The following is a 23,069-nucleotide window of genomic DNA, read 5'->3' as shown; positions in this document are numbered from 1 at the left end:
TGGTGAACCCCCACCGAACAGCGAACGTCCGATCAATACGACGGACGGGAAGCTCCTCCGGTTCCGACATGAGATCACCCAAGCCGCCTCGACGCCATAATGCTGATCAGATGGAGCACGGTCTGCAGCGCAGCGGCGATCACGCAGGCCACGATGAGCACGCGGGAGGCCCCGAGCGTGCCGGTCGCCAGGTCGATCACCGCGGCCGCCACCGCGAGCAGGGACAGCTCGATCGGCTGCATGATCCGATGGAACTTCGTCGCCGCCAGGATTCTCCTGCCCAGACCGAGCAGCCCTGAACGGAACTGCACCGCCGACGCCTCGGAGGAGGCGCCCAGCCCGCCCTTGGCCCTCGCCACCTCCACCAGGTCGGTCTCGGCCTTGATGAGGATCGCGCCGAGCGCGGCGGCGAAGCCGAGCACGGTGTACCAGTCGGGCAGGACGGCCGAGGCCCGCCAGCCGAGCCCGGCCAGCACGGCGGCCTCGGTGAAGTAGGCCCCGACGCGGTCGAGGTAGACCCCGGCCAGCGACGTCTTGCCCGTCCAGCGGGCCAGCTCGCCGTCGGAGCAGTCGAGCAGCAGGTAGACCTGGACCAGCAGGGCGGCCAGCACGGCCGCCCACAGCCCCGGCAGGGCCAGCACGAAGCCCGCCGCGACCCCGGCGACCGTCATCACCCAGGTGAGCTGGTTGGGCGTGACCGACGTCTTGCTCGTCAGCCAGGTGACGTAGATGGACAGGCGGCGCATGTAGAGCACGCCCGCCCAGTGTTCGCCGTTCCTGCGGTCGAGATGGCCCTCGGGCTGGGCGACCCGCCGCAGCTCAGCTACCGAAGGCCCGGACATAGTCCCCCACCCGATCGCGGATCTCGGAGTCCTGCATGCGCAGGTGCTCCAGGATCGTGTAACGGCCGGGACGGGTCGACGGCGCCAGCGCGATGACCTCGGCGAACTGCTCGCCGGTCAGCCCGATGTCGGCGGGCACGACCGGGAGCTCGTGCCGGCGCAGGCAGTCGACCACCTGGGTCACCCTGGCGGCGTCCTCCCGCAGGAAGAAGCAGAAGGCGGCACCGATGCCGGCGAGCTCGCCGTGGTTGGAGGTGCCGGGGAAAAGCTGATCCACGGCATGAAGGATCTCATGATCTCCACCGCTCGCGGGCCGCGACGACCCCGCGACGACCATCGACATGCCGGAAAGGATGAGCGACTCGGCCAGGACGGTCAGGAACGCGTCGGACTCGATGCCGTCGCTCCGGCCGACCAGCGCCTCGGCGGCGGTGCGGGACATCGAGCAGGCCAGGCCGTCGATGGGCTCGCCGCGCTCGACGCTGCCGAGCTGCCAGTCCTCGATCGCCGACAGGTTGCTGACGACGTCGCCGATGCCGGCCCTGACCAGCGACTTCGGCGCGTTGTGCACGAAGTCGAGGTCGACCAGGATGGCCAGCGGCATCGGCACGCCGAAGGTGCCCTTGCCCCCTTCGTAGGTGAGGGAGGCGGTGGGCGAGCAGATGCCGTCGTGGGAGAGGTTGGTGGCCACGGCCACCATGGGGATGCCCGCGAGGGAGGCGGCGTACTTCGTGGCGTCGATCGTCTTGCCGCCGCCGACCCCGACGACGACCTCGTAGGCGCCCTTGCGCAGGTCGGCGCCGAGCGAGACGGCCGCCTCGACCGACCCGTCGCTCACCCTGAACACCTCGGCCTCGCCGAGCGTGGGCGCGATCAGGCTCTCGATGTGATCGCCCTGGCCGGGCCCGACCGCCACGGCCACGCGGCCGGAGGTCGCCACACGGCTGTCGGCCAGCAGGGCGCCGAGCTCTGCGACGGCGCCGCGCCTGACCTCCATGGTCAGGGGCGCCGGCAGCATCCTCGCTAGAAGCGGCATGCGCGCTCCCTCTAGTAGCGAACGGCTATGGTGCGAGCCTTGGCCAGGTCGTCGTGGTTGTCCACCTCGACCCAGTCGACCTCGCCGATGGGCGCGACGTGGACGGCCTCGCCGCGCTCGACCATCTCCTGGTAACCGTCCTCGTAGTAGAGCTGGGGGTCGCGCTCGAACGTCGCCTTGAGCGCGTCGGCCAGCCGCTCGGCCGCGCCGGGCCTGATGAGCGTGGCGCCGATGTACTCGCCGTACGCCTCGGCCGGGTCCATCAGCTTGGTGATGCGGCGCAGCGAGCCCTCCGGGGAGAGGGTCACCTTCATCTCTTCGTCGGCCAGCTTCTTGACGTTGTCGACCGCGAGCAGCAGGTCGCTGGTCTCGGGGGCGGCCAGCAGCGTCTTCTCCACCGAGACGGGGTGGACGGTGTCGCCGTTGACCAGCAGCACGCCCTGGGCGAAGTAGTCGCGGGCGCACCAGAGGGAATAGGCGTTGTTCCACTCCTCGGCCTTGTCGTTGTGCACGAGGGTGAGCTTGACGCCGTGGCGCCGCTCCAGCTCCTCCTTGCGCTCGTGCACGGCCTGCGCCGCGTAACCGACGACGACCACGACCTCCCGCAGGTCCACCTCTGCCAGGTTGCGCAGCGAGATGTCCATGATCGTGGTTTCGCCGTCAACCGGCACGAGCGCCTTGGGCAGCGTGTCGGTGTACGGCCGCAGGCGTCGTCCGGCCCCGGCGGCCAGAACCATTCCCAGCAACGTGCACTCCTCGGTCGAGCATGACTACGTGTGCCCAAAGGTTAGTTGCCTTTGGCCCCTTCGCGGGTAATCCGGCGTTAGTCTTGCGTTCCCATCTCGCTCGCCTCGACGCCCGAGCGGGGCGCGGCCACCCAGCACGTGATGCTCTCCCAGCCGAACAGCGCCCACAGGTAGAGGGTCAGCAGCACGTACCCGGCGGTCATCCAGCCGGCCAGGGCGGCCAGCGAGACCGCCATCATCCGGCCGTCCCAGCCGAGGCCGAGCGTCGAGAGCCAGGGCGGCGGGTAGACGCGCTGGCGCAGCCGGTAGACCAGGTCGTAGTGGTGGAAGGCGAGCGCGCCGAGCAGCAGGAACGTCAGCACGGGCGGCAGGCCGTGGGCGAAGCCGCAGGCGGCGATGAAGCTGTACTCGATGAGCCGCAGGATCGGCGGCACGAGCCAGTCGAAGCGGCCGTCGTGCGGGTGGGTGCTGCCCGGCCCGGCCAGCAGGAGCGTCACGGCGGGCGCGAACACCGCGAGCCCGTCGGAGCCGGCCACGCCGATCAGCAGCAGCACGCCTGTGACGAACGTGCCGGCGATCACCGGCGGCAGCGGCGGGAGCTGCCCGGCCACGAGCAGGCCCATCGCGCGCGAGAGCGGCCCGTCGTCGCGGTAGGCGACGACCTTGCTCTCTGGCACGGGGGTCATGTGCACGGAGATCACGCTGCCCACCTCGCAATCCGTCGGACGGCCGCCCCGCCGTGCCGGACGCCGCTCACCGGGCCGACCTCGCGACGCGCCCGGCGAGCTGGTAGAGGGCGGCGACCCCGCCCCAGCACAGCAGGGACACGAACGTCACCCTGGCGTTCCACACGGCGGCGGTGACGGCGATCAGCGCGGTCCGCTCGCCGATGGGCAGCACGACGATCTTCCTGAACCAGCGGGCGACCGAGTCGCCCTCGATCCGCCGGGCGAGCCCGAGCACCCCGTGGGCCTGCCGCGCGTCGCCCGGTTCCAGCAGCGACCGGGCCGGCCTGGCCCACAGCGCCCCGACGCGGCCCGCGTCGGCGACCGCCCCGGCGTAGGAGTAGTCGACGGAGTGCCGGACGACCTGCGCGATCATCGCGGCGGCCGCCAGGTACCAGATGGCGGTCCCGCCGTAGCCGAAGGCGAGCCCGACGTAGACCAGGTACTCCTTCAGCCGGTCGGCCATGCCGTCGGCCCAGGCGCCGAGCGGGGAGAACGCGCGGGTGTAGCGGGCGAGCTGCCCGTCGAGGCAGTCGAGCGCGAACGACATCAGGAACAGCACGCCCCCGGCCACCCGTCCGGGCTGGGTGCCGGCCGAGAACCAGACGGCGGCCAGCGCGGCCAGGCCGATCGAGACGCCGGTGACGGCGTTGGGGGTGAGCTTGAGGCGGACGGCCGGCTTGATCAGGTGGCGCGACCAGGTCGAGACGAAGAACGTGGCGAAGAAGCCGTCGTCCTCCTTGACCGAGGTGTCGAGCCTGACCCTGGCCTCGTCGACCTCGGCGAGCCTGGTCAGGGCGCTGTCGGCGGCGTTCTGGCCGGTCACGCGGTCGGCGTGCAGCGGGCCGATCGAGGCGGCGCGCACCCGTACGCCCGCTCTGACCAGGCCCACCAGCAGCAGGTCGACCGCCTCGACGGCGGTCACCGGGCCGAGCTTGCCGAGGTCGGCCAGCTCGGCCAGCTCCTCGGCGAGGTCGGCCAGGGACGCCAGGTCGGCCTCGCCGGTCTGGAGCACGCCCCTGAAGGTCGCGTTGGCCTCCGGGACGGTGTGGAACGAGCTGCCGGCCGCGACGATCCGGCCGGACTCGACGCGCACGGGCGGCCGCATCGGGGCGGCGGCGTCGTCGTGCGAGACGAGCGCCCCGGTGTCGTGCGCGGGATGTTCGAGCAGGAGCGCGAGCGCCTCGGTGTGGGCGACGAGGTCGGCGGGGAGCACTACGACCGTGCCCGAGGCGACCCGGGCGATCTTGGCCACACCCCGCAGGTCGGCGCCGAGCCCGCCACCGGGGGTCACCACCTGGACGTCACGGACGGGAAGCACGGCGAACTGGTCGCTCAGCCGGTCGAGCAGCGTGCCGTCAGCGCAGGAGAGCCGGCACGCCGGGGTCGTGGCGAGCAGCACCACCGAGGTGGTCGTGCCCTCGCGGATGAGTGAGTCGGGCAAAGCGCAGGTCTCCTCCCGGTAGGGAGTGCGTGGACTCAGCGTAGCGACAGGGGGGCGCGATATCACGGAACAGGACCGTTACGCTGCCGACATGGATGCAGCGCGGCGGTCGGTCGGAGTGCTCCTCGCGGGAGGCGTGGGGCAGCGGGTCGGACATGAGATACCCAAACAGCTCATCGAAGTAGCCGGGCGGACGATTCTGGAGCACTCGATCGCGGTGTTCGAGCAGGCGCCGGAGATCGACGAGATCGTGGTGCTGATGACGCCGGGCTACACCGACCGGGTGAAGGAGATCGTGGCGAACGGCGGCCACCGCAAGGTCACCCAGATCGTGGGGGGCGGCCGGAGCCGTACGGAGAGCACGTGGCGGGCGTTGCGCGCACTGGGCACGCAGGAGTGCGACGTGCTGCTGCACGACGCCGTACGACCCCTTCTGGAGCCGCGGATCATCACCGAGTGCGTGGCGGCGCTGCGTACCCACCGGGCCGTCAACGTGGCGATCCCGAGCTCCGACACGGTCCTGGTGGCCGTGCCGGCCCCGGACGGCGAGGTCATCGGCGAGGTCCTCGACCGGTCGCGGCTGCGCCGCAGCCAGACGCCGCAGTGTTTCCGGCTCTCGGTGATCCGCGAGGCGTACGAGCGGGCCATGGCCGACCCGGGCTTCGCCGCCCGCCCGGCCACCGACGACTGCGGCGTGGTGCTGCGCTACCTGCCCGAGGTGCCGATCCACCTGGTCCAGGGCAGCGAGCGCAACATCAAGGTCACCCATCCGGACGACCTGCGGATCGCCGAACAGCTCTTCGCGATCAAGGGGTCCATCTCCTGACGTGTCCGGGCATGTCGTAGACGTTCGCGTGGAAGGCCCTTGACCTGCGGGTTGTTACCGTGCGGTCGCATGAGAAGACTGCTGGCGATCGGCGCGCTGCTCGGCTGCTACCCCATCCTGCTGGCGTCGGCGCTGTGGCCGGCGCCGCTGCTGTTCGGGCTGGTCGCCGTGGTCTCCTACGCCATGGAGCTCGCCGCCGGACGTCTGGCCGACGGGCTGACCGACCTGCTCAGCCGGATGCACCTGGGGACCACCCTGCGGTTCGCGGCCAGGGAGACGGCCGCGCTGCTGTTGGTGGCGCGGGTGTCGGGGGCCGACTCGCCGTGGTTCGTGGCGCTGGCCGCCGGGCTGTTCGCGCTGCACGGCGCGCGGGCCGCGCACTCGGGCCTGGCCATCCGCCTGCGGCAGACCTTGAGCAGCATGCCGGTGACCACCCGCAACCTCGACGTGTCCGCGCTGCGCATCCCCAAGATGCCGCCCCCGTTCCTGGGCGCCCATCGCGGCCTGCGCTTCCTCGGTCTGGACGCCCTGCCGGTGCTCGGCGCGACGTTCGGCGCGGCGGCCGGCGCGCTCGGCGCGGGCGTGGCCTTGGTGCTCGGCGCGGCGGGCGTGCTGGCGCTCCTCCCGTACGTGCGCCGCGCCCGTCCGCTCGGTGACCGGGCGCGGGTGCTGGAGGTCGTGGGCGAGCAGGTCAGGGCCTACGACCCCGAGGTCATCCTGTACTTCTCCGGCGCGACGGCCGCCGCCTACCAGGCCAGGATGTGGCTGCCCACGCTCGAACGCATCGGCAGGCGCGCCATCGTCGTGCTGCGCGAGCGCGGCATGGCCAGGCACCTGGAGTCGACCACGCTACCGATGGTGTGCATCCCGTCCTCGGCCGACCTGATGAGCTTCCGCGCCCTGTTCGGCGCCAAGCTCTGCCTGTACGTCTCCAACGTCGGCCGCAATGTCCACATGCTGCGCATCCCGACCCTGCGCAGCGTGTTCCTCAACCACGGCGACAGCGACAAGGAGGCGTCGTTCAACCCGTTCTCGCGGGTCTACGACGAGGTGTGGGTGGCCGGGCCGGCCGGGCGCGACCGCTACCGCCGGGCCCGGGTGGGCGTCCGGGACGAGAGCATCCACGAGGTCGGCCGTCCGCAGCTCGAAGGCATCTCGACCGAGGGCCCGCGGCTGCCGTACCGGACCGTCCTGTACGCCCCCACCTGGGAGGGCTGGAACGACGACCTGTTCCACACGTCGCTGATCACCATGGGCCCGCGCATCGTGCGCGCCCTGCTGGACCACGACCCGCCGCTGCGGATCATCTACAAGCCGCACCCGCTGACCGGCCACCGGGACAAGAGCGCCGCGCGGGCGCACCGCAGGATCGTGTCCATGATCGAGGCGGCCGAGCTGGCGAAGTCGAAGGCCAGGCATCCGTCGAGCCCCGGCGGGGCGCCGGAGGTCAGGCACCTGATCGTCACCGCCGAACGCCCGCACCTGTATGAGTGCTTCAACGAGTGCGACCTGCTGATCAGCGACATCTCCAGCGTCGTGGCCGACTTCCTGGCCAGCGAGAAGCCGTACGCGGTGACGAACGTCGCGGGATTGCCCGAACGCGCCTTCCACGAGCGCTACCCGAGCACCGAGGCGGGGGTGCTCCTCGGCGAGGACCTCGCGGCCCTCGCCGGTTTCCTGGACGGTGAGGACACCCTGGCCCGAGCCAGGATCAAGCTCAGGAGCTACCTGCTCGGGCCGGAGTACCCGGACGCGCTGACCCGCTTCGACGCGGCCGTCGAGCGGGTCTTCGCGGGTTCGTGATCAGTGTGGCGGCCTGGCCAGTTTCCGTGGGCTGGTGAGGAAGCCCCAGCCCCACGAGACGTGCATCGCCGCGTAGACGAGGGGCAGCCGCAGCTTGGCGGCGCCCGGGAGCCCGCTGCCGGTGACCGCCGAGCCGGCCACGAGGGCCAGCGCGTAGCCCCCGGGGACGACGAGCGTGAGCGGGAAGAACGGCGACAGGACCAGCCCCAGCGCCATGGCCAGCACCGCGGCGGGCGGCGCCAGGTAACGCAGGTTGATCGTGCCCTCGTGGGTGCGCGCGACCACGCGCCGCCAGCGGCCGTAGTGGAAGTACTGCTTGGCCAGGGCCTTCACGTTGGGCCGCGGACGGTAGGAGACCCGCATGCGCGGCTGGAACCACACCAGCCCGCCGGTCTGGCGGATGCGGTGGTTCATCTCCCAGTCCTGGGCCCGCTGGAAGTGCTCGTCGTAGCCGCCGACCCGGTCGAGCGCCGACCGGCGGAAGACGCCGAGGTAGACGGTGTCGGCCGGGCCCGCGGTGCCGCCCACGTGGAAGGCGGCGGCGCCGACGCCGATCTTGGAGGTCATGGCGCAGGCCACGGCCTGCTCGAACGGTGTGACGCCTTCGGCCGCCATGACGCCGCCCACGTTGTCGGCGCCGGTCTCGGCCAGCGTCTCGACGGCGACGCGCAGGTAGTCGGAGGGCAGCATGGCGTGCCCGTCGACCCTGGCGATGATGCCGTTGCGTGAGGCTGCGATGGCGGCGTTGAGCGCGTTGGGCGTGCGACCGGTCGGGTTGGGCACCACGGTCACCCGGCGGTCGGCCGCCGCGATGGCGTCGGCGACCTCCTGGGTGCGGTCTTGGGACGGACCCACGGCGAGGACGACCTCGATCTCACCGGGGTAGCTCTGGGCGAGGACCTGGTCGACGGCCTCGCGAAGGTGCCGCTCCTCGTTGAGGACCGGCATGACGACGGAGATGGGGGGCCAGCCGCGCGTCTCCGCGGGCGCGTGCGGCGAGTCGGGGAACTGCTTCATGGCGGGGCTCACGCTACTGTACGACCAGGGGAGAAGGGCAATCGAAAGCCCTACGTCCCCGGCGGATACGAGGAGGAGGGCATGCGCGAACCGGGCGAGGAGGACGGCGGCGTGCTGGTGGGCGGCGACGCCTACGGCGGCGTCAGGCTGACCCCTGCCACCCGTCCCCGCAGGCCCGTCAGGAGTGCCAAGGCGCGCCGCCGCAACGTGATCGTCGCGGGCGTGCTGTCCACGGGCATCCTGGTCACCACCGGCGTGGTCTGGGCGACCCCGCGCCAGATCGGCACGGTCGACGCGGGCGTCACCGCCCCCAAGTCGCAGGGGGCCGAGAACATCCTGCTGGTCGGCATCGACAAGCGCGACGACCTGACCCGGCAGCAGCAGAACCAGCTCAAGCTGGGCCGCGAGTCCGGCCAGCGCACCGACACGATGATGGTCATCCACCTGTCGGAGGACCACCAGCGCGTCACCGTGGTGAGCCTGCCGCGCGACACCTGGACGACGGTCCCCGGCAAGGGCGACCACAAGATCAACTCGGCCTACCAGTACGGCGGGCCGAAGCTCACCATGCAGACCGTCAAGGCCGCGACCGGGCTGGAGATCAACCGCTACATCGAGGTGAACATCCTCGGGTTCATCGACGTGGTCGACTCGCTCGGCGGGGTCACCGTCTGCACGCCCATCCCGATCAACGACCCGAAGACGGGCCTCAACCTGCCGGCCGGCACCCACCAGCTCCAGGGCGCCCAGGCGCTCGGCTACGCCCGCACCCGCGCCACCGCCCGCTCCGACCTCGACCGCATCGACCGGCAGCAGCAGGTCATCTCCGCGCTGCTCAACCGCGCGCTCAGCGCCGACACGCTGGCCAATCCGGCCAAGCTCGCCGCGTTCGTCAACTCCACGCTGAGCACGGTCAAGGTCGATCCCGACGACGGGCTGATCGGGCTGGCCTCCCAGCTCCGCGACGTCTCGCTGGAGGACGTCCGGTTCGCCGACGTGCCGCTCGCGAACGTCGACTTCAAGGCCCCGACCGGCGAGTCCGCGGTGCTGTGGGACCGTCCGGCGGCCCGCGACATGTTCCGCCGCATCGACGCCGACCAGGACCTCGCCAAGCCCGCGCCGACCAAGACGGCCACGCCCGCGCCGGTCAAGACGGTGGTCCCGCCGGAGAGCGTCACGGTCAAGGTCATGAACGGCACGCTCATCACGGGGCTGGGGGCGCGTACCAAGTCGGCGCTGGCGGCCTCCGGGTTCAAGGTGCCCGGCGAGCCCGGCAACACCGACAAGAAGGACCACAAGCAGACTCTCGTGCGTTACGCCGCCGGCCAGGAGGCCGCCGCCCGCCTGGTGGCGTCCGTCATCCCGGGCGCGCAGTTGCGGCAGGCCGACGTCGAGGGCGTCGAGGTGATCGCCGGCAGCGACCAGCCGAAGATCAAGAAGCTCAAGCAGCCGGACACACCGTCCAGCAAGCCGAGCGCCACCCCGACGACCAAGACCGCCATGGAGAACATCTGCCAGAAATAGGCATAACTAGGTAAAGCCAGGGCACGTGAATTGCCATGGTGGTCAAGTCTTGGCGGGAGGACCCCTGTACCGTCCTGCACGTCGTCGGCGATCTCGACGTGGCGGGCGCTCCTCGGCTTCGCGCCGAGCTCGATCAGGCGCTGGCGGCGGCTGATCCGCTCAATCTGGTGATGGACCTGACCGAGGTGCCCTTCTGCGACTCGGTCGGGCTCGGCGTCCTGGTGGCGACGCTCAACCACGTCCAGGACCTGCGCGGACGGATGATCCTCGTCCTCGGGCCGGGCATGATCCGGCACCTTCTGACGATCACCAATCTCGACCGGCACTTCGAGACCAGCGCCACGCTCGGCGAGGCCCGCGCCGCCCTCGACCCGGCCGCCTGACCGCGCCGGCCGCCGGGATCATTGGACGTGATGTCATCCAGGGCACACCTTCCCTGAGCCGCAGGCTCGTAGGCTCACGGGGAGAGCCCCCCTCACGTCCGGAGGCTTCCACGTTGTTCGATGAGTTCCCCGAGCCTGCCCGCTCCCAGCTCGCAGCGGCCTTCGACGAGGGCAGGACCCGGCCGGAGTGGTGTTTCGCGGAAGGGCGGGCGCGCCTGGCGTTCTGGGCCCCCTTCGCGGGCGCGGACCCGGTGATCGTCTGGCAGTTCGACCCCGGCCCCGACCCCGCGGCCGCCGCCGAGCTGCTGCGCCGCGGCCTGCGCACGACGGGGCTCGACAAGATCATGTACGACATCTCGCTCGCGCCCGGCCTGACCCCCGTCGTGGACCGGGCGGTGGAGCACGAGGCGCTGACCGCGGCCGGGTTCGTCATGGAGGTCGAACGGCTGACGCTCGAATGGGCGGCCGGCACCGACCTGCCGGAGGACCCGGGCAGGCTGACGTACCGACCGGCCCGCGAGATGCGCCCCGACGACGTGCTCGCCCTCCTCATGCGCATCTCCGAGGGCTCGCTCGACCACGACACGCAGGTCGAGGTGGCCACCGCCGGCGCCGCGCACGAGGCCCGCTGGATGTACGACGACCTGCTCAACCGCAGGGCCAAGCCCGGCTGGTTCGTCGTCGGCCACCTGGGCGACTCCCCCGTCGGCCTGGTCGCGCCCGACGACCACTCCATCGCCTACATCGGCGTGGTGCCCGAGTACCGCGGGCAGGGCTACGTCGACGACCTGCTCGCCCACGGCACGCGCACGCTGGCCGAGGCCGGGCTCCAGCGGATCGTCGCCGGGACCGACGTGGGCAACACGCCTACCGCGAACGCCTTCCTGCGTGCCGGATACTCGGAGGTCGGCCGGTTGTTCCGCTATTACTGGAGGGCTTCGTGAGGCTTGGCGTGATGTTCGACCGGGACCTGCCGCCCGAGGAGCTGATCCCGTTCGCCCGGGCGCTCGACGAGACCGCCGTCGACGACCTGTGGGTGGTGGAGGACCTGGGCTGGACCGGCGGCGTCTCCGCGGCGGCCACCGCGCTGGCCGTCACGTCGCGGCTGCGCGTCGGCATCGGCATCACCCCCGCGCCGCTGCGCAACCCGATGCTGCTGGCGATGGAGATCGGCAACCTGGCCCGGATGCATCCCGGCCGGCTGGCCGCGGGCATCGGGCACGGCGTGCAGGAATGGATGCGCCAGGTCGGCGCCGCCGTGCCGTCGCCGCTCGCCCTGCTGGAGGAGACGATCACGGCCGTACGCGCCCTGCTGCACGGCGAGGCGGTCACCCTGCACGGCAAGGCGGTGCACCTCGACGGCGTGTCGCTGGTGCATCCGCCGGACGTGCCGCCGCCTGTTCTGGCGGGCGTGAAGGGGCCGCGGTCGCTGGCGCTGTCGGGCCGCGTCGCGCAGGGCACGATCGTGCCGGAGGGCGTCGGGCCCGAGCAGCTTCCCGGCATCGTCGCTCAAATCGCCGGCGGCGACGAGCACGAGCTGGCCGTCTTCACCTTCCTGCACATCGGTGACGAGGCGGACCGGCTCGCCCACCCGGTGGTCCGGGACCAGGCGGCCTTCCTGGGCGTGCCGCCGCAGAACGTCGTCATGGCGGCCGGCTCCCCTGCACAGGCGGCGGAGCAGGTCAGGAGCATGTGGGCGGCGGGGGCGCGCACGGTGGTCGTCCGCCCGCTGGGCCGGGATCCGCTGCCGCACGTGCGCGCCCTGCTGTCGGCGCTGTAGCCCCGCCGGCGTCGGGGCTGGGTCCCACCGGCGTTCCCTGGCGTCGGGGGTGTGGTTCCAATGGCCGAATGGCGGAGGGCCATCGGTCGAACGGCCGATGGGCCTTCGCCGCCGCTTCGCCACGATCGATTCCATGAGGCTTTTGGTGGTAATCGTGGCAATCCTGGCGGTCACCGGCTGTAGCGTGCGCTTCGACAGCGAAGAGGTGCCGGCCGTCCAGACGTTCCCGTTCACGGGAGCCGAACTGAAGATCGCGTCCTCGCTGGGCGGGCTGCGGGTGCTGCCCGGCACCAGCCCGGCCATCGAGGTGCAGCGCTGGGCGCGCGGCAAGGCCGCCACCAACTCCTCCTGGTCGCTGCGGGACGGCGTGCTGAGGCTCAGCGCCGACTGCACGCTCATCGTCGGCGACTGCGGCGCCCGCTACCACGTGAAGGTCCCGGCCGGGGTGCGGCTGACGATCGACTCCCCCGACGGCGTCATCCTGAACGGACTCACCCAGGACGTCGACGTCTCCAGCGGCGACCGCATCGAGGTCAAGGACGCCTCGGGCAAGCTGCGCCTGCTCAGCGACTCCGGCATGATCGAGGGCGAGGGCCTGCGGTCGCCCAGCGTGCGCGGGCGCACCCTGGACGGCTCGATCTCCCTGGCCTTCGCCACGCCGCCCACGAACCTGGACCTGAAGTCCCGCGAGGGCGGCGTGACCGTCCGCGTGCCGAAGGACTCCTACCAGGTCACGGTCAAGAGCGAGGACGGCTCCGAGCACTCCGACTTCAAGAGCACGAAGTCCAGCCCGAGGATCATCCTCGCGCGCAGCACGTACGGGAACGTCCGCGTCCTGGCCCGGTAGCCGTCGCCGTCGAACCGCCGGTGGCCTCGTCCTGGAGGCCGCCGGGGGCGAGTGCCTAGCTCTGGGGCGGGCCGTCCGGCGAGGCCCGCCGTGCGGCGCGCGGGTCCGTACCCGCGAATCGCGGCGGACCGCCACACCGCGATCAGCCGACCTCCGCCTCCACCGCGCCCACGGGCACCTCGGCCTCCCGCAGCACCTCCACCGCCCGCACCTCCACAGCCGGTACGGACGCCTCCGCCTGCCGGACGGCCTTCCAGAAGTACGTCGAGCTGGGCTTTCCCGCCTCGGCGCACTCCTCGGCCAGGGTCCTGGCCATCGCCGCCAACCGGCGCCCGCGCAATTGGAAGCCCGCCGCCTCCGGCACCGCACCGAGCGCCCGGTGGTTCCAGTACGTGGCGAGCCGCCGCCAGTGCTCGGCCTCCTTCCCACCCGCGCCGCACGCCTCGCACGCCAGCAGGACGGCCAGTTCGTGCGCGGCCCTGGCGTCACCTCTCTCCGCCGACCTCAACCGGAACATGCCCAAACGCCCCCAATGCAGGGGAACGCGCAGCTCCGTGGGCGACGGCCGCCACGACGACTGCTCACCGGGAACAGGCTCCAGGACGTCCCCGCCGGTCCGATCGGCGGCCGGCGGCCTGTCCCCGCCCCGCGCGGACTCGCCCTCCCCTTCCTTGGCCATCTGCCACAGGGCACTGAACTCCCTGGTCAGCTCCTCCGGGGACTCGATGGGCATGCCGGACTTCACCGCGATCACCTGGCACACCTCGACGATGGTCCGCATCAGCATGAAGTCCGGTACCTTCTGCGACCTGCCGTTCAGCAGGTCGGACACGGTCGAGGTCGGCAACGGCCGGCGCCATCTGTTTCGTTCGGGGTCTTCTGCCAAAAGAGCGAGGGCGACTTTTTCAATCCGTTTCAGCGAGGGGTTTCCGCATTCAACTTTACGCAACCTGTTCAGACGCGCCACAAGCACAGCAAGGTGATCTTCGTCTTGATCGACATCTTTCATGAGCCGCTCCGGTTCGGACACCGTTGTCCGGTTTAAGAGTGGAAGTGGCGCACGAGAAGACAGACGGCGCCACATCTCATCGCGCTGAGATAAGTAGCCATAGTGCCATAAGTCGGTCTTGTCGGGGTGCCAAGCACAACACACACATCTGCCCCTTCAGCACCTCTCAGCCGAATCCATCCGAGATCGTCCGAATACGTCCGAGGCAAGCGCGGTCATGGCCGGAATGATCAATTGCCAGGACGCGTCCCCGAGCCCCGCTGTACTCCTACGTCATGAAAAAAGCCCGTACGGCAAGGGGATACGAATGAGCAAGGCAACCCTCATCTGGTCGGCGGTCAGCGGCGCCCTGCTCGCGGTGCTCGTCGGTGTCGTCGCCGGCCTGCTCGCCACCGGGAACGGCAGCACGGTCGCCGGCGCCATCATGGCGGGCGCGACGGCCTCCGGCGGCTTCGCGGCACTCTGGATCACCGGTACCTCGGCCGCGCACACCTGGCTGAACTCCCAGAAGCCCGAAACCCCCTCGCAGAACACCGGCGACTGACCCCGCGCCCGGCCCCGCCCGCCCCCGCAACCGCCCGCCCCCGCAACCACACGCTCCCGCAACCACACGGGACGGCGAACGCCCAAGGACCGGTCGGAGACCCCGCACCGGTCCACATCCGCCCGGGTAGTCCGGCGAGTTACGCTGACGGCCGTCCTGTGATTCGACAACCCCCGGAGGCGCCCATGACGATGCCCAAGAAGGGCTCCCGGCTCATCACGGTCGACGGCACCGCTTTCCGCTGGCGCGTCAGCCACAGACCCGCCTCTCGCGGCGATTCCCCGAGCCCGCTCACCTTCGTCGTCGAACGCGACGAGAATCCCGGCCGCGTTCTCCGCGTGTCACTCCCCTGCGCCCGGCCGGACAACTGGGAGGGAGCGCGGACAATCGCGATCCGTCCGCCGCTCGTCGCCGGATGCGTCCGCCGTGCCCTCGGACAAGGCTGGCTCCCCGCGCGCCCCGGCCCCGCATTCACCCTCCCCGTCACCGAGGACGAACTGACCGAACTCCTGGACGGACCGCCCGCCTATCTGATCCCTTTCCTCTGGGGCATGATCCCGGAAGGCGGCACGATCAGGGATCTCCCCCGGGCCAGGCAGATCTGGAGCCGCGAGAACGCCGGGCCCGACCGGACTCCGTAATTCGACTTCCTCCGGCGACAATTCCGTTGCCCGTCCCACTGGTCGACGGGCAAGGCCGGAAACGTGATCCGACTACGCATCCTGTCCCCCGACGACTGACCGCGCTCACCGAAGCGGGCCGCGCCTTCGGGGCCACACTGGCCGACTGGCAGGGCGAAGGCGAGCGCGAGGAACGCCGGCGGGCACGCCTGACGATGCGCGGCTCGCACAACGTCGTCACCTTCCTCGACGGCCACCCCGCAGCTTTCCGTCAAACCAGGCAACGCTTCCGCCATTGCGCTTTACACCCGTCACGGTTACCAGGACTCCGAAATACCCACGCGAATGCCGAGTGACGACGAAGGCCCTTCTCGCCAGGGACGCGGCCGATCATCGAATCCAATGGAAATCCATTGGAAAGGGCGCCAAACGGACCCTCCGAATTGAGCCCGCGCGACATTGGCCAAGAGCTCGATCTCCCACCACAACGAGAAAGGTGAACCAGGCCCGTCCCTCGAACCCTGCCATTCGACGTCATGGCGACTCACTTCCCCTGAGAAGCCGCCGTCCCGCCCTGCCCCCGGCGCACCATCTCGGCGATCCAGACGGGCGCGAACGGCGACGTGCACCCCGGGGACGTCGGGTAGTCCTTGAGCACTTCCAACCGCTCACCGATGTCGACCGCACGGGCACGATGCTCGGCGTGCTCGATCCCGATGTGAGCCAGGCAGTTGTTCATCTCCCACTGCAGGCGATCGGGGGCGTCCTTCATCTGCGCCTCGATGACGTCGAGCAGCCCCACCAGGTCGAGCCCCTCGGGCTTCTTCGCCACGCGCTCGACGGTCAACGCCCACCCGGCACTCGCGACCACCGGATCCGCATCGCCCGACCAGGCCACACGCAGCTCTTCGGCGTACGGGCTCTTCTTCACCACGTAGTTCACGAGCCAGTCGTGCACCTTGGGCCTACGCGCCTGGCGCACCATGGCGTCCAGCTCGTCACGCCCGAACGCCTTCGGACGGCAGATCAGCATCGCCAGCAGTCTCGCCGCGGTGTCCCCCGTCGCCCAGAGCTCGCACGCGAGCTCCTGCTGCGTCTTCAACCGCTTGGCGAGCGCGCGCAGCTTGCCGAGGTTCACGCCGTGATCGTCGCCGTGTCTCTCGTTCACCTCGCGCGCCTTGGGGTCCTCCAACGCGGCCAGCTCGGCCATCACCTCGGTCAGCGTCACCCCGGCCACCTCAGCCTCCCTTCCCTCAGACGCAGCTCCACCCTACGACGGCCACCGCCCACGGGCTGCCCGCAGCTCCGGCCCTGACACACTGCTCGGTGTGTCTCCGACGGGCCGATCAGAGGAGTGCCAGATGGTCAACGCTTCCACCTGGGACGGCGTCACCCTGCGGTCGAGCTACCACGATCGGGTGATCGAGGCACGCGACGAACTGGCCGACACCGCCCGTGACGGTAACTGGCCTGCGGTCCTCGAGCTGCTCGAAGAGCACCCCGACTGGATCAACGGCGCCAGAGTCGGCGGCACCAGCGGATACACCCCGCTTCACCAGGCCGCCTGGCACGGCGCCGACGCCGACATCGCTCACCGACTGATCGCCCGCGGCGCCTGGCGCACGCTGCGCACGGCCCAAGGAGAGCAGGCGGCAGCCATCGCCGCCCGCCTGGGACACCATCACCTGCTGGAGCCGCTCACGCCGGTCGTCCACCACCACGTGCCGGCCGAGACCCTGGCCTCGATCCAACTCCACTTCCACGCACTGATCCACGAACGCGCCGACGACCTGATCACCGAACACCAGTTGCGCCTCCCCGAACTGGAACCCCTCACCGAACAGCGCAACCCGGCCTGCTGGTTCCCCGTCCCCGGCATGTACGGCGGCTTCGGCTACCGACTGGAACAGTCCCGCCTGACCGTGGAAAGCTGGTGCCGCGTCGCCGGCGGATCAGGCCGGCGCCACGTCATCAACGAACACGGCACCCAACTCATCGCCGAAGGCTTCGTCTGACCGACAGCCCAGCCCCGCCATGCCCGGACAGGCAGGCGGGGTTTCCACACGTCAGGGGTTACTTGAGGAGCTGACGGGCCATCACCATGCGCTGGATCTGGTTGGTGCCCTCGTAGATCTGGGTGATCTCCGATGCTCTGCGCAGCCACCAGCGAAAATCTGTCGATCAGAAGCCTGACCAGGGGTTACTGTTGCGACTGGCGCTCGTCGTCTCTCACTGTTCTCGACCCTCCCACGGAACAGCGACGGAACAGAGCAGGAGGTCTCTCATGGCGATCCCGAAGAAGGGCTCACGGCTCATCACCGTCGACGGCACCGCGTTCCGCTGGCGCGTCCGCCATAAGCCCACGTACTGCCAGGGGAACAGCTGGGGCCCAATGACGTTCGCAGTGGAACTGGCCGGCGCGTCAGGTCGCGTTCTTCTGGTGTCGCTTCCCTGCTCACGCCCGGACGCCTGGTGGGGAGAACGGACGATGGCCCTACGGCCGGCGCTCGTGATGGCGACCATACGCACGGCGCTCAATCACGGCTGGGATCCGCAACAAGCAGGCAACGCCTACGAGCTTGCCCTCACTGATGAGGACCTGACCGAGCTGATGAACGGCCAGCCGCCTGGTTACGACGTCCCCTTCATGCGGAGATAGCTTCCTCGGGCGGCCAACACGATCGTCCGCTTTTCAGGCGGAGAAACCGCCCTGCTGGGCTGATCGAGGCCGTAATCAGGAACCCATGGACGGCAGCCGAGGCACGTTCGTGTGCGGGGACGTTGCTGTCAGCATTGCTGTCACTCGGTCGTTCCATGAGCCACGTATGAAGCCGCGAACCTTTCCTGGGCTCGCTAGTCCGGATCGATGACCCATACATCGATCGTTGCTCCTGGGACCTCATTCGCCCCTGGAAGGCGATTGACAGCCTCGATGCGATCGACTCTGTCATCGGCGGGCTGCGGTGTCCCCCGCGATGCCCGTGTGCCGGAGACACCCTCCATTACATCGAGCGTGGACTTGATAAGACTATCCAAGTCCCAGACCCCGTTCCCGTCGCGGGCCATGGCAAGCCGGAACTCCAGCACACAGCGAAACGCGCGGCCTGAGGTTCCACACCTCTGGCAACAACCTCCAATTGAACAGCATCTTTCCAAGATTTTCGTGAGCCGTTGAGTAGGTAGCAGGCCGGCAAGTCACCTGAATCGTCACAACATAGCGACACGTCATGCGCTCCAGGATCGCAAATTTCCTGTACCCAGCCGAGAAACTCGAATTACCTTCTTACCCTAGGAGAAGGCAGACGCCTCATTGACACAGGACCGTCCTGCCCAGGCGCTGACGGTGGAGAGGAGGCGAGTGACCGTTAAGACGGCGTTGCTGTACGAATTGCCGTACAGCGGGATATCCCGTCAAGGTCACCCATGGCCATCGCTTATCTCCTCAAGGCCCCACGGTAGGTGAACGGGTTGACGCCACCCCAGCGCCTCGAAAGCACCCCGGTACCCCGGCACGTACTGGCGGGCGACCTTCTGCGGAGGCCGAGACTCCGCGGACGCGGCCGCGCCAGCGCGAGTTGTCATTCATTCACATCTGCACTTGATGTGGACATCTTTACATATCGGGCACTTTTGCATCCAACTGGAAGATCTCGGCTAGACGTGTGGCACTCTGATGATGACCGTAGTTATGGAGGCTCCACCGGAGGACCTGAGCAAGATCTTGGACAGCCTCCGGTTGTGTTTCGTCGAGAAATCTCCGAACTATTTCGGCAATCTCAACCCAGGTGGCCTTCGGCGCATACTTACCTAGCCCTTTAACTAGCACCTCTAACTTGTCCATTGCTGCCACATCAAGCGATGTTGGATGCTTAAGCATCCAATAAGCTACCGCATTCGCAGGGTCACTCAACACTGTCGCACGAAAGCGCTCAATGCGCGCAAGCTCCTGCTCCATACGCGCATCATCAAGAGCTTGTCGCTCATATTCCACTCCCCGCCGCATCGTATCGGAATCGACGACTAGCGCGACGTGCGCGGAGACGAATTTGATCTCACCACAGGAGCTCTTATGCAGCTGCCCCAACGCCGAGTTTGCGTCTAGCATCGCCTCATCGACAGCAACGACTGAATGACGCTGACATGTTCGCTTAGCAGTAACGCAAACAACATTCTGTGCCAGCGCACGCACATTCCTGTGTCGCGACAACCAGCGACGTGCCCACGTCAATGAAAATTGGGCTCGAAAGTAGAGGCTAGCTGTTCTACTGGGAAGATCGATCTGAAATGACGCAGCCTCATGGGATCGCCTATACATCCGATGATGCATTCAGGAATGTGGCCTCAATGTTATCCGACTTGTCGGGATCAAGTAGGGTGCTTCGCGCTGTACCGCCTACAAAGAGACGCTCGGTGATCTTGTCTCGGAAACCCACTCGATCTGCCGGGGCAGCGCTCTGGTCAGCAGGTTGCCACCTGTACAAGAGGGTCGTGAGTTGTACTGCTCTCCGCTTATCAGGATGCGCCGGATCATATCCTTTTGCCGCTCCAACAAGTATCTGCTCGACCAGTGACTGCAGATCCGGCCGCACGAGCGCTGCATTTAGCCAACTACTCAGCACGCCAGTAGGATCGAGCTCCGGAGTTTCGAGAACAGCTTGCCACCCCCGAGCCAACATAGAGCCTGGCGTTGCGGGAAGTTTTTGGGGGGCATCGATTTCATACTGCAGCACAGAGGGGAGTAGATTTCCATCATCGCGAATTTGCGCCAGAGCGAGAAACGCCTGAGCGCCGGCTGCCTTACGCGTCGGATCTAATGCCATACACCATCGGATCAGTTGATCGAACAGCCGCTCGCGAATTTGGTGCTGCTCCCATAGGGAGCGCATAGCTTCGGCGACTTGAGTTGCGATTGACGGGGCTGGCGCTTGGGCAAGATAAACGAGACGCCTAAGCATTTGCTGAGGATAAAAGCCCGCAAGAGGGCCTCCGCAAACTTTGGCAACAAGAACCTGAATGTCACTGGTTGCTCCACGTTGCCCTTTAGCCCATTCCAGTAGCAACGCCCGCGCTGCGCTGCCCACGTCCGGGTCGAGGCATACCGCGGTGATTAGCTCGGCAGATGGCTCACGCAGGTCTTCTAGCGGAGCCCATTTTTAGTAAGGTCGATCAGAAGCGAGAGGTTTCTCCTGCGTACTGTCCATTTAATTGTATAGGCGGTTATACGCTCGACCGCGACTTGAGCCGAAGAATCCTTCAACCCCTTTGGTAGCTCGCACATCCATGTAAGGAATTTTTCTTGCAGATGTTGCCGATCGATCCAGAAGTAGTCAAGAGCTGCATCCGCGAAGTCTGGGCGCAGGAATCTGAGGTTCTCGCCATCGCTCAACTCTGCGCCAGCATGATGTGCCAACTCTATGATGCCCGCACCCTTTTGCCCTGTTACTTCAGGTTCATCTTCCCCAAGAGCCGTCGCGAGTGAAGTCGCTGCTAGAAAGATCTCTCCAGCTGGCGTTCCTTCAAGGAGCGCTGCAGCCACAAGGAAGTTTCGCTCCCGGCTATTCTGATGCTTAAGATGCCAGTCGAGGAGGTGCCCCCGCCAATTATCACGCGCTTTGAGCACTAGCTTGATCTTTACTCGATGTTCATATGCTTCCCGAGTTTCATCGCTTTCTTGTTTCTCATCTATATCGTGAGGCAGAGGAGAGCGATGCACGTTTTCGATTGTAGACGCCCACGAAACGGCGTCTTCCGGCGTGGCGCTTTGTATTCGTTGCCGGATTTGCTCTGCGGCGGCATCTGCCAGCCAAGGGTTGGGATCTACCGCAGGAGTGGCCTTTGCTAGCCGGGCGCGGATTATCTCTTCGGCTTTCGGTGATTCCAGGAAAAATGCAAGTTCCTCTCCTCCGCGGCCTCCCTTCTCCCAGAGCGTTGGCGGCATGATTACCACTAGATAGGAGCGGCGACTCTCTAGCTTGCCAGCGAAAGCCACCAGCGAGCGGCCGAACGCGTGGTCAATCTGCTTCTCGTTACGCAGATCGAGGAGCCAACCTGAATTTTCCTTGGGCGCTAGACTAGAAATATCAATGTGATCATTCGGCTCACGACGGACTTCGCGGATCGTCAATTCGCCGGCAGTCACAAGCAAATGAAGGCCCGCATAATGACGACCTAGATTGGCATCGGCTACGAGAACTACGATATGGGCACGCTGCAGGAGTGCGGATGCGGTTTCACGGTCACGCGCACCCCCGATCCATTCGTAAAGGCCATTCGGTGCGACAAAATGCTTCTTACAAGTCTCAATATAGCTCGCGCGAAGGTCATGGTAGGCGAGCATACGGTCCAAGTATTGTTTGACCACACCGATTACAGTGCCTTTGTTTTTCCTCACGCGCTGGTCCACTCGCAGCGCTTCGCTCGGCGTCTCCGAAGTCTCGGTGGATACCCAGTTGTCACCGGGCAATGCCTGGTGATCGCCAGTTATAGGCTGCTCATCAGCAACTGCGTCTCTGTGCGGATCATCAGATCCGTTGGGACTCGCTGACGCTACCGGTCTAGTCACGCTGTCCGACTCTGCCTGATCGACACCGCCCCAGGACGTTGGGCTCGTGCTCGCCCCGACTACTTCATCGATTTGATCATCCGGATGCTGTCCGCTTACTTGACTCTCGCTCACGTCGGCCGCTCGTTTCTCTCGCCGCGATTATGCCTTCTGAGGTAGTGGGAGCAATGCACTGCTGAAGAAATGCAAGGCCACTCAGCCGATCTCTTCACCCTGTATGCCGACGATTCGCGACCCCGGCTCGCTAAGGTCGATATCTTGCGAGACACGGGCGCTGCGTATACGGCTGCCATCCACACCGACGACATCGCCCGCGGCTCTCTTCATACGCTGCTTAACATCGGCCCCGCTGGGCGATCGCCGCTCGCCGTGAAACGTGATGGACTGCCCGTAGATCTGCTCCAAAAGAGCACGGAGTTTTCCCAGCCGCTGCAGCAGCTGCTGATCTTCTGGTCGGAGTCGATCGGGATTGCGTTCGTAGACCCCCAGTGCACCGGACAAAGTTTCGAGCTCCTCGATGTGCTGCTCGATTAGCTCAGAGTCGGCCTGCAGCGGCTTCAGCTCACCCTCAAGCACGCTGACACCTTCGACAATCTCGGGTGTGGATTTTTTCCCTCTATTATCCAGAAGGTGGGCGAGTCGCCCAAACAAGAAGCCGAACGCTTGTCCTAGCGCGGCGCCGGCCAGCACTGGAAAACTCAGCGGATCCAAAGGGACACCTCTCTCCCGTGCGCGATACCCTCGCTCGCACATTGTGTGCCGAGTATTGGAACGCGTCAATGCGTGATCGGAGACGTGCATCAGGGCTGTGGCTGCCACCGGACAACCGTCGCACTGACGTCGATTGCTACTTAGCTGAAGATAGGGCGCAAACGCTCCTTACCCTGATCACCTCGTACGCCGTTGACTCACCGCGTAGTGGCAGCGGGCCCGGGACGGAGTGTCAACATCGACTACACGACGGTGGCGGTCCTCCGCGAGCATCAGAAGGTCTAGGAAGCCGAGAAGGCTCGCGTGGGCACCTCGTGGAAGGGCGCCGACAACAGCGTGTTCACGACGGCCTGGGGCGGCCTCATCTCCCCCACCACCGTCACGAGTCTGCCCCGCAAGCTCATCGAGGCCTACAACAAGACCGCCACCGACCCACTGCCGGTGATCCGCCTCCACGACCTACGCCATGTCCACGCGACCTTGCTGCTCCTGGCCGGTGTCCCCGTCCATGTTGTCGCCGCCCGCCTCGGCCACGCAGACCCAGCCATCACTTTGCGTGTCTACGCCCACGTGGTCCGGTCAGCGGAGACAGCGGCCGCTGACATCTTCGCTGCAACGCTCGGGGACGAGTGTTAGGAGCAACCCCACAA

The 23,069-nt window shown here is 67.6% G+C and carries 24 protein-coding genes and 1 pseudogene; 12 read left to right on the top strand and 13 right to left on the bottom strand.

What is annotated here, in order from left to right; translation table 11 throughout:
* Positions 1-74: 74 nt before the first annotated feature.
* The 5 genes from ACWCSU_RS01910 to ACWCSU_RS01890 form a co-directional block, all read right to left on the bottom strand.
* Positions 75-842, bottom strand: a complete 768-nt coding sequence (locus tag ACWCSU_RS01910) for a CDP-alcohol phosphatidyltransferase family protein (RefSeq protein WP_357702650.1) — start codon at positions 840-842, stop codon at positions 75-77.
* Complete coding sequence (locus tag ACWCSU_RS01905; protein ID WP_449933716.1) at positions 820-1,860, bottom strand: iron-containing alcohol dehydrogenase family protein; 1,041 nt, start codon at positions 1,858-1,860, stop codon at positions 820-822. Before ACWCSU_RS01905 ends, ACWCSU_RS01910 begins: the two co-directional genes overlap by 23 nt.
* Before the next feature lie 29 nt (positions 1,861-1,889).
* On the bottom strand, positions 1,890-2,624 hold the full coding sequence (locus tag ACWCSU_RS01900) for a phosphocholine cytidylyltransferase family protein (protein WP_357702648.1): 735 nt from the start codon (positions 2,622-2,624) through the stop codon (positions 1,890-1,892).
* Positions 2,625-2,701: 77 nt separating this feature from the next.
* Positions 2,702-3,325 (bottom strand): DUF5941 domain-containing protein, encoded by a 624-nt coding sequence (locus ACWCSU_RS01895; protein ID WP_357702646.1) that lies wholly within the window; start codon positions 3,323-3,325, stop codon positions 2,702-2,704.
* Positions 3,326-3,377: 52 nt separating this feature from the next.
* Positions 3,378-4,793, bottom strand: coding sequence for a CDP-alcohol phosphatidyltransferase family protein (locus ACWCSU_RS01890; protein WP_357702645.1), 1,416 nt, complete (start codon positions 4,791-4,793; stop codon positions 3,378-3,380).
* A 91-nt stretch (positions 4,794-4,884) separates the two neighbouring features.
* On the opposite strand from ACWCSU_RS01890, the gene ACWCSU_RS01885 reads away from it, so the two are divergent.
* Complete coding sequence (locus ACWCSU_RS01885; protein WP_449932911.1) at positions 4,885-5,619, top strand: IspD/TarI family cytidylyltransferase; 735 nt, start codon at positions 4,885-4,887, stop codon at positions 5,617-5,619.
* A gap of 69 nt (positions 5,620-5,688) precedes the next feature.
* On the top strand, positions 5,689-7,422 hold the full coding sequence (locus ACWCSU_RS01880; RefSeq protein WP_357702641.1) for a CDP-glycerol glycerophosphotransferase family protein: 1,734 nt from the start codon (positions 5,689-5,691) through the stop codon (positions 7,420-7,422).
* On the opposite strand, the gene ACWCSU_RS01875 is transcribed toward ACWCSU_RS01880, so the two are convergent.
* On the bottom strand, positions 7,423-8,439 hold the full coding sequence (locus tag ACWCSU_RS01875) for a glycosyltransferase family 2 protein (RefSeq protein ID WP_357702639.1): 1,017 nt from the start codon (positions 8,437-8,439) through the stop codon (positions 7,423-7,425).
* A gap of 81 nt (positions 8,440-8,520) precedes the next feature.
* Between ACWCSU_RS01875 and ACWCSU_RS01870 the strand changes: the two genes are divergently transcribed.
* The 5 genes from ACWCSU_RS01870 (at position 8,521) to ACWCSU_RS01850 (ending at position 12,973) form a co-directional block, all read left to right on the top strand.
* Entirely contained in the window at positions 8,521-9,963 is a 1,443-nt protein-coding gene (locus tag ACWCSU_RS01870; RefSeq protein ID WP_449932908.1) for an LCP family protein, read from the top strand.
* Positions 9,964-9,998: 35 nt separating this feature from the next.
* A complete protein-coding gene (locus tag ACWCSU_RS01865) occupies positions 9,999-10,346 on the top strand; it encodes an STAS domain-containing protein (protein ID WP_357702635.1) in 348 nt (115 codons plus the stop codon).
* 113 nt (positions 10,347-10,459) lie between these two features.
* Positions 10,460-11,290, top strand: a complete 831-nt coding sequence (locus ACWCSU_RS01860; RefSeq protein ID WP_449932906.1) for a GNAT family N-acetyltransferase — start codon at positions 10,460-10,462, stop codon at positions 11,288-11,290.
* Entirely contained in the window at positions 11,287-12,126 is an 840-nt protein-coding gene (locus ACWCSU_RS01855; protein WP_449932904.1) for an LLM class flavin-dependent oxidoreductase, read from the top strand. Before ACWCSU_RS01860 ends, ACWCSU_RS01855 begins: the two co-directional genes overlap by 4 nt.
* A 154-nt stretch (positions 12,127-12,280) precedes the next feature.
* A complete protein-coding gene (locus ACWCSU_RS01850; protein ID WP_449932902.1) occupies positions 12,281-12,973 on the top strand; it encodes a DUF4097 family beta strand repeat-containing protein in 693 nt (230 codons plus the stop codon).
* Positions 12,974-13,115: 142 nt separating this feature from the next.
* Here ACWCSU_RS01850 and ACWCSU_RS01845 read toward each other — a convergent pair whose 3' ends face one another.
* Positions 13,116-13,820 (bottom strand): hypothetical protein, encoded by a 705-nt coding sequence (locus ACWCSU_RS01845; protein WP_449932900.1) that lies wholly within the window; start codon positions 13,818-13,820, stop codon positions 13,116-13,118.
* A 469-nt stretch (positions 13,821-14,289) separates the two neighbouring features.
* Here ACWCSU_RS01845 and ACWCSU_RS01840 point away from each other — a divergent pair, with 469 nt between their 5' ends.
* Together ACWCSU_RS01840 and ACWCSU_RS01835 are read left to right on the top strand one after the other, a co-directional pair.
* Positions 14,290-14,526 (top strand): hypothetical protein, encoded by a 237-nt coding sequence (locus ACWCSU_RS01840; protein ID WP_364086337.1) that lies wholly within the window; start codon positions 14,290-14,292, stop codon positions 14,524-14,526.
* Positions 14,527-14,711: 185 nt separating this feature from the next.
* Positions 14,712-15,167: a hypothetical protein gene (locus ACWCSU_RS01835; RefSeq protein ID WP_449932897.1), complete on the top strand. Its 456-nt coding sequence runs from the start codon at positions 14,712-14,714 to the stop codon at positions 15,165-15,167.
* A gap of 523 nt (positions 15,168-15,690) precedes the next feature.
* Here ACWCSU_RS01835 and ACWCSU_RS01830 read toward each other — a convergent pair.
* Positions 15,691-16,356 (bottom strand): DNA alkylation repair protein, encoded by a 666-nt coding sequence (locus ACWCSU_RS01830; RefSeq protein WP_449933714.1) that lies wholly within the window; start codon positions 16,354-16,356, stop codon positions 15,691-15,693.
* Positions 16,357-16,564: 208 nt separating this feature from the next.
* Here ACWCSU_RS01830 and ACWCSU_RS01825 point away from each other — a divergent pair, with 208 nt between their 5' ends.
* Positions 16,565-17,161, top strand: coding sequence for a hypothetical protein (locus ACWCSU_RS01825; protein WP_449932895.1), 597 nt, complete (start codon positions 16,565-16,567; stop codon positions 17,159-17,161).
* Positions 17,162-17,219: 58 nt separating this feature from the next.
* On the opposite strand, the pseudogene ACWCSU_RS01820 reads toward ACWCSU_RS01825, so the two are convergent.
* Positions 17,220-17,294: pseudogene (locus ACWCSU_RS01820) on the bottom strand (hypothetical protein); the annotation flags it as partial.
* A gap of 136 nt (positions 17,295-17,430) precedes the next feature.
* Between ACWCSU_RS01820 and ACWCSU_RS01815 the strand changes: the two are divergent.
* A complete protein-coding gene (locus ACWCSU_RS01815; protein WP_449932893.1) occupies positions 17,431-17,805 on the top strand; it encodes a hypothetical protein in 375 nt (124 codons plus the stop codon).
* A 954-nt stretch (positions 17,806-18,759) separates the two neighbouring features.
* Here the strand turns inward: ACWCSU_RS01815 and ACWCSU_RS01810 are convergent.
* The 4 genes from ACWCSU_RS01810 to ACWCSU_RS01795 form a co-directional block, all read right to left on the bottom strand.
* Positions 18,760-19,137, bottom strand: coding sequence for a hypothetical protein (locus tag ACWCSU_RS01810; RefSeq protein ID WP_449932891.1), 378 nt, complete (start codon positions 19,135-19,137; stop codon positions 18,760-18,762).
* A gap of 316 nt (positions 19,138-19,453) precedes the next feature.
* On the bottom strand, positions 19,454-20,101 hold the full coding sequence (locus ACWCSU_RS01805; RefSeq protein WP_449932889.1) for a hypothetical protein: 648 nt from the start codon (positions 20,099-20,101) through the stop codon (positions 19,454-19,456).
* 182 nt (positions 20,102-20,283) lie between these two features.
* Entirely contained in the window at positions 20,284-21,537 is a 1,254-nt protein-coding gene (locus ACWCSU_RS01800; RefSeq protein WP_449932887.1) for a hypothetical protein, read from the bottom strand.
* A 366-nt stretch (positions 21,538-21,903) separates the two neighbouring features.
* Entirely contained in the window at positions 21,904-22,419 is a 516-nt protein-coding gene (locus ACWCSU_RS01795; RefSeq protein WP_449932885.1) for a hypothetical protein, read from the bottom strand.
* Between the two features lie 303 nt (positions 22,420-22,722).
* On the opposite strand from ACWCSU_RS01795, the gene ACWCSU_RS01790 reads away from it, so the two are divergent.
* A complete protein-coding gene (locus ACWCSU_RS01790) occupies positions 22,723-23,055 on the top strand; it encodes a tyrosine-type recombinase/integrase (protein WP_449932883.1) in 333 nt (110 codons plus the stop codon).
* Positions 23,056-23,069: the final 14 nt, after the last annotated feature.

It is taken from the genome of Nonomuraea sp. NPDC001699 (genome assembly GCF_053596455.1).
Note: the sequence above shows the minus strand (reverse complement) of the source record. Positions and strands in the feature narration are given on the sequence as shown.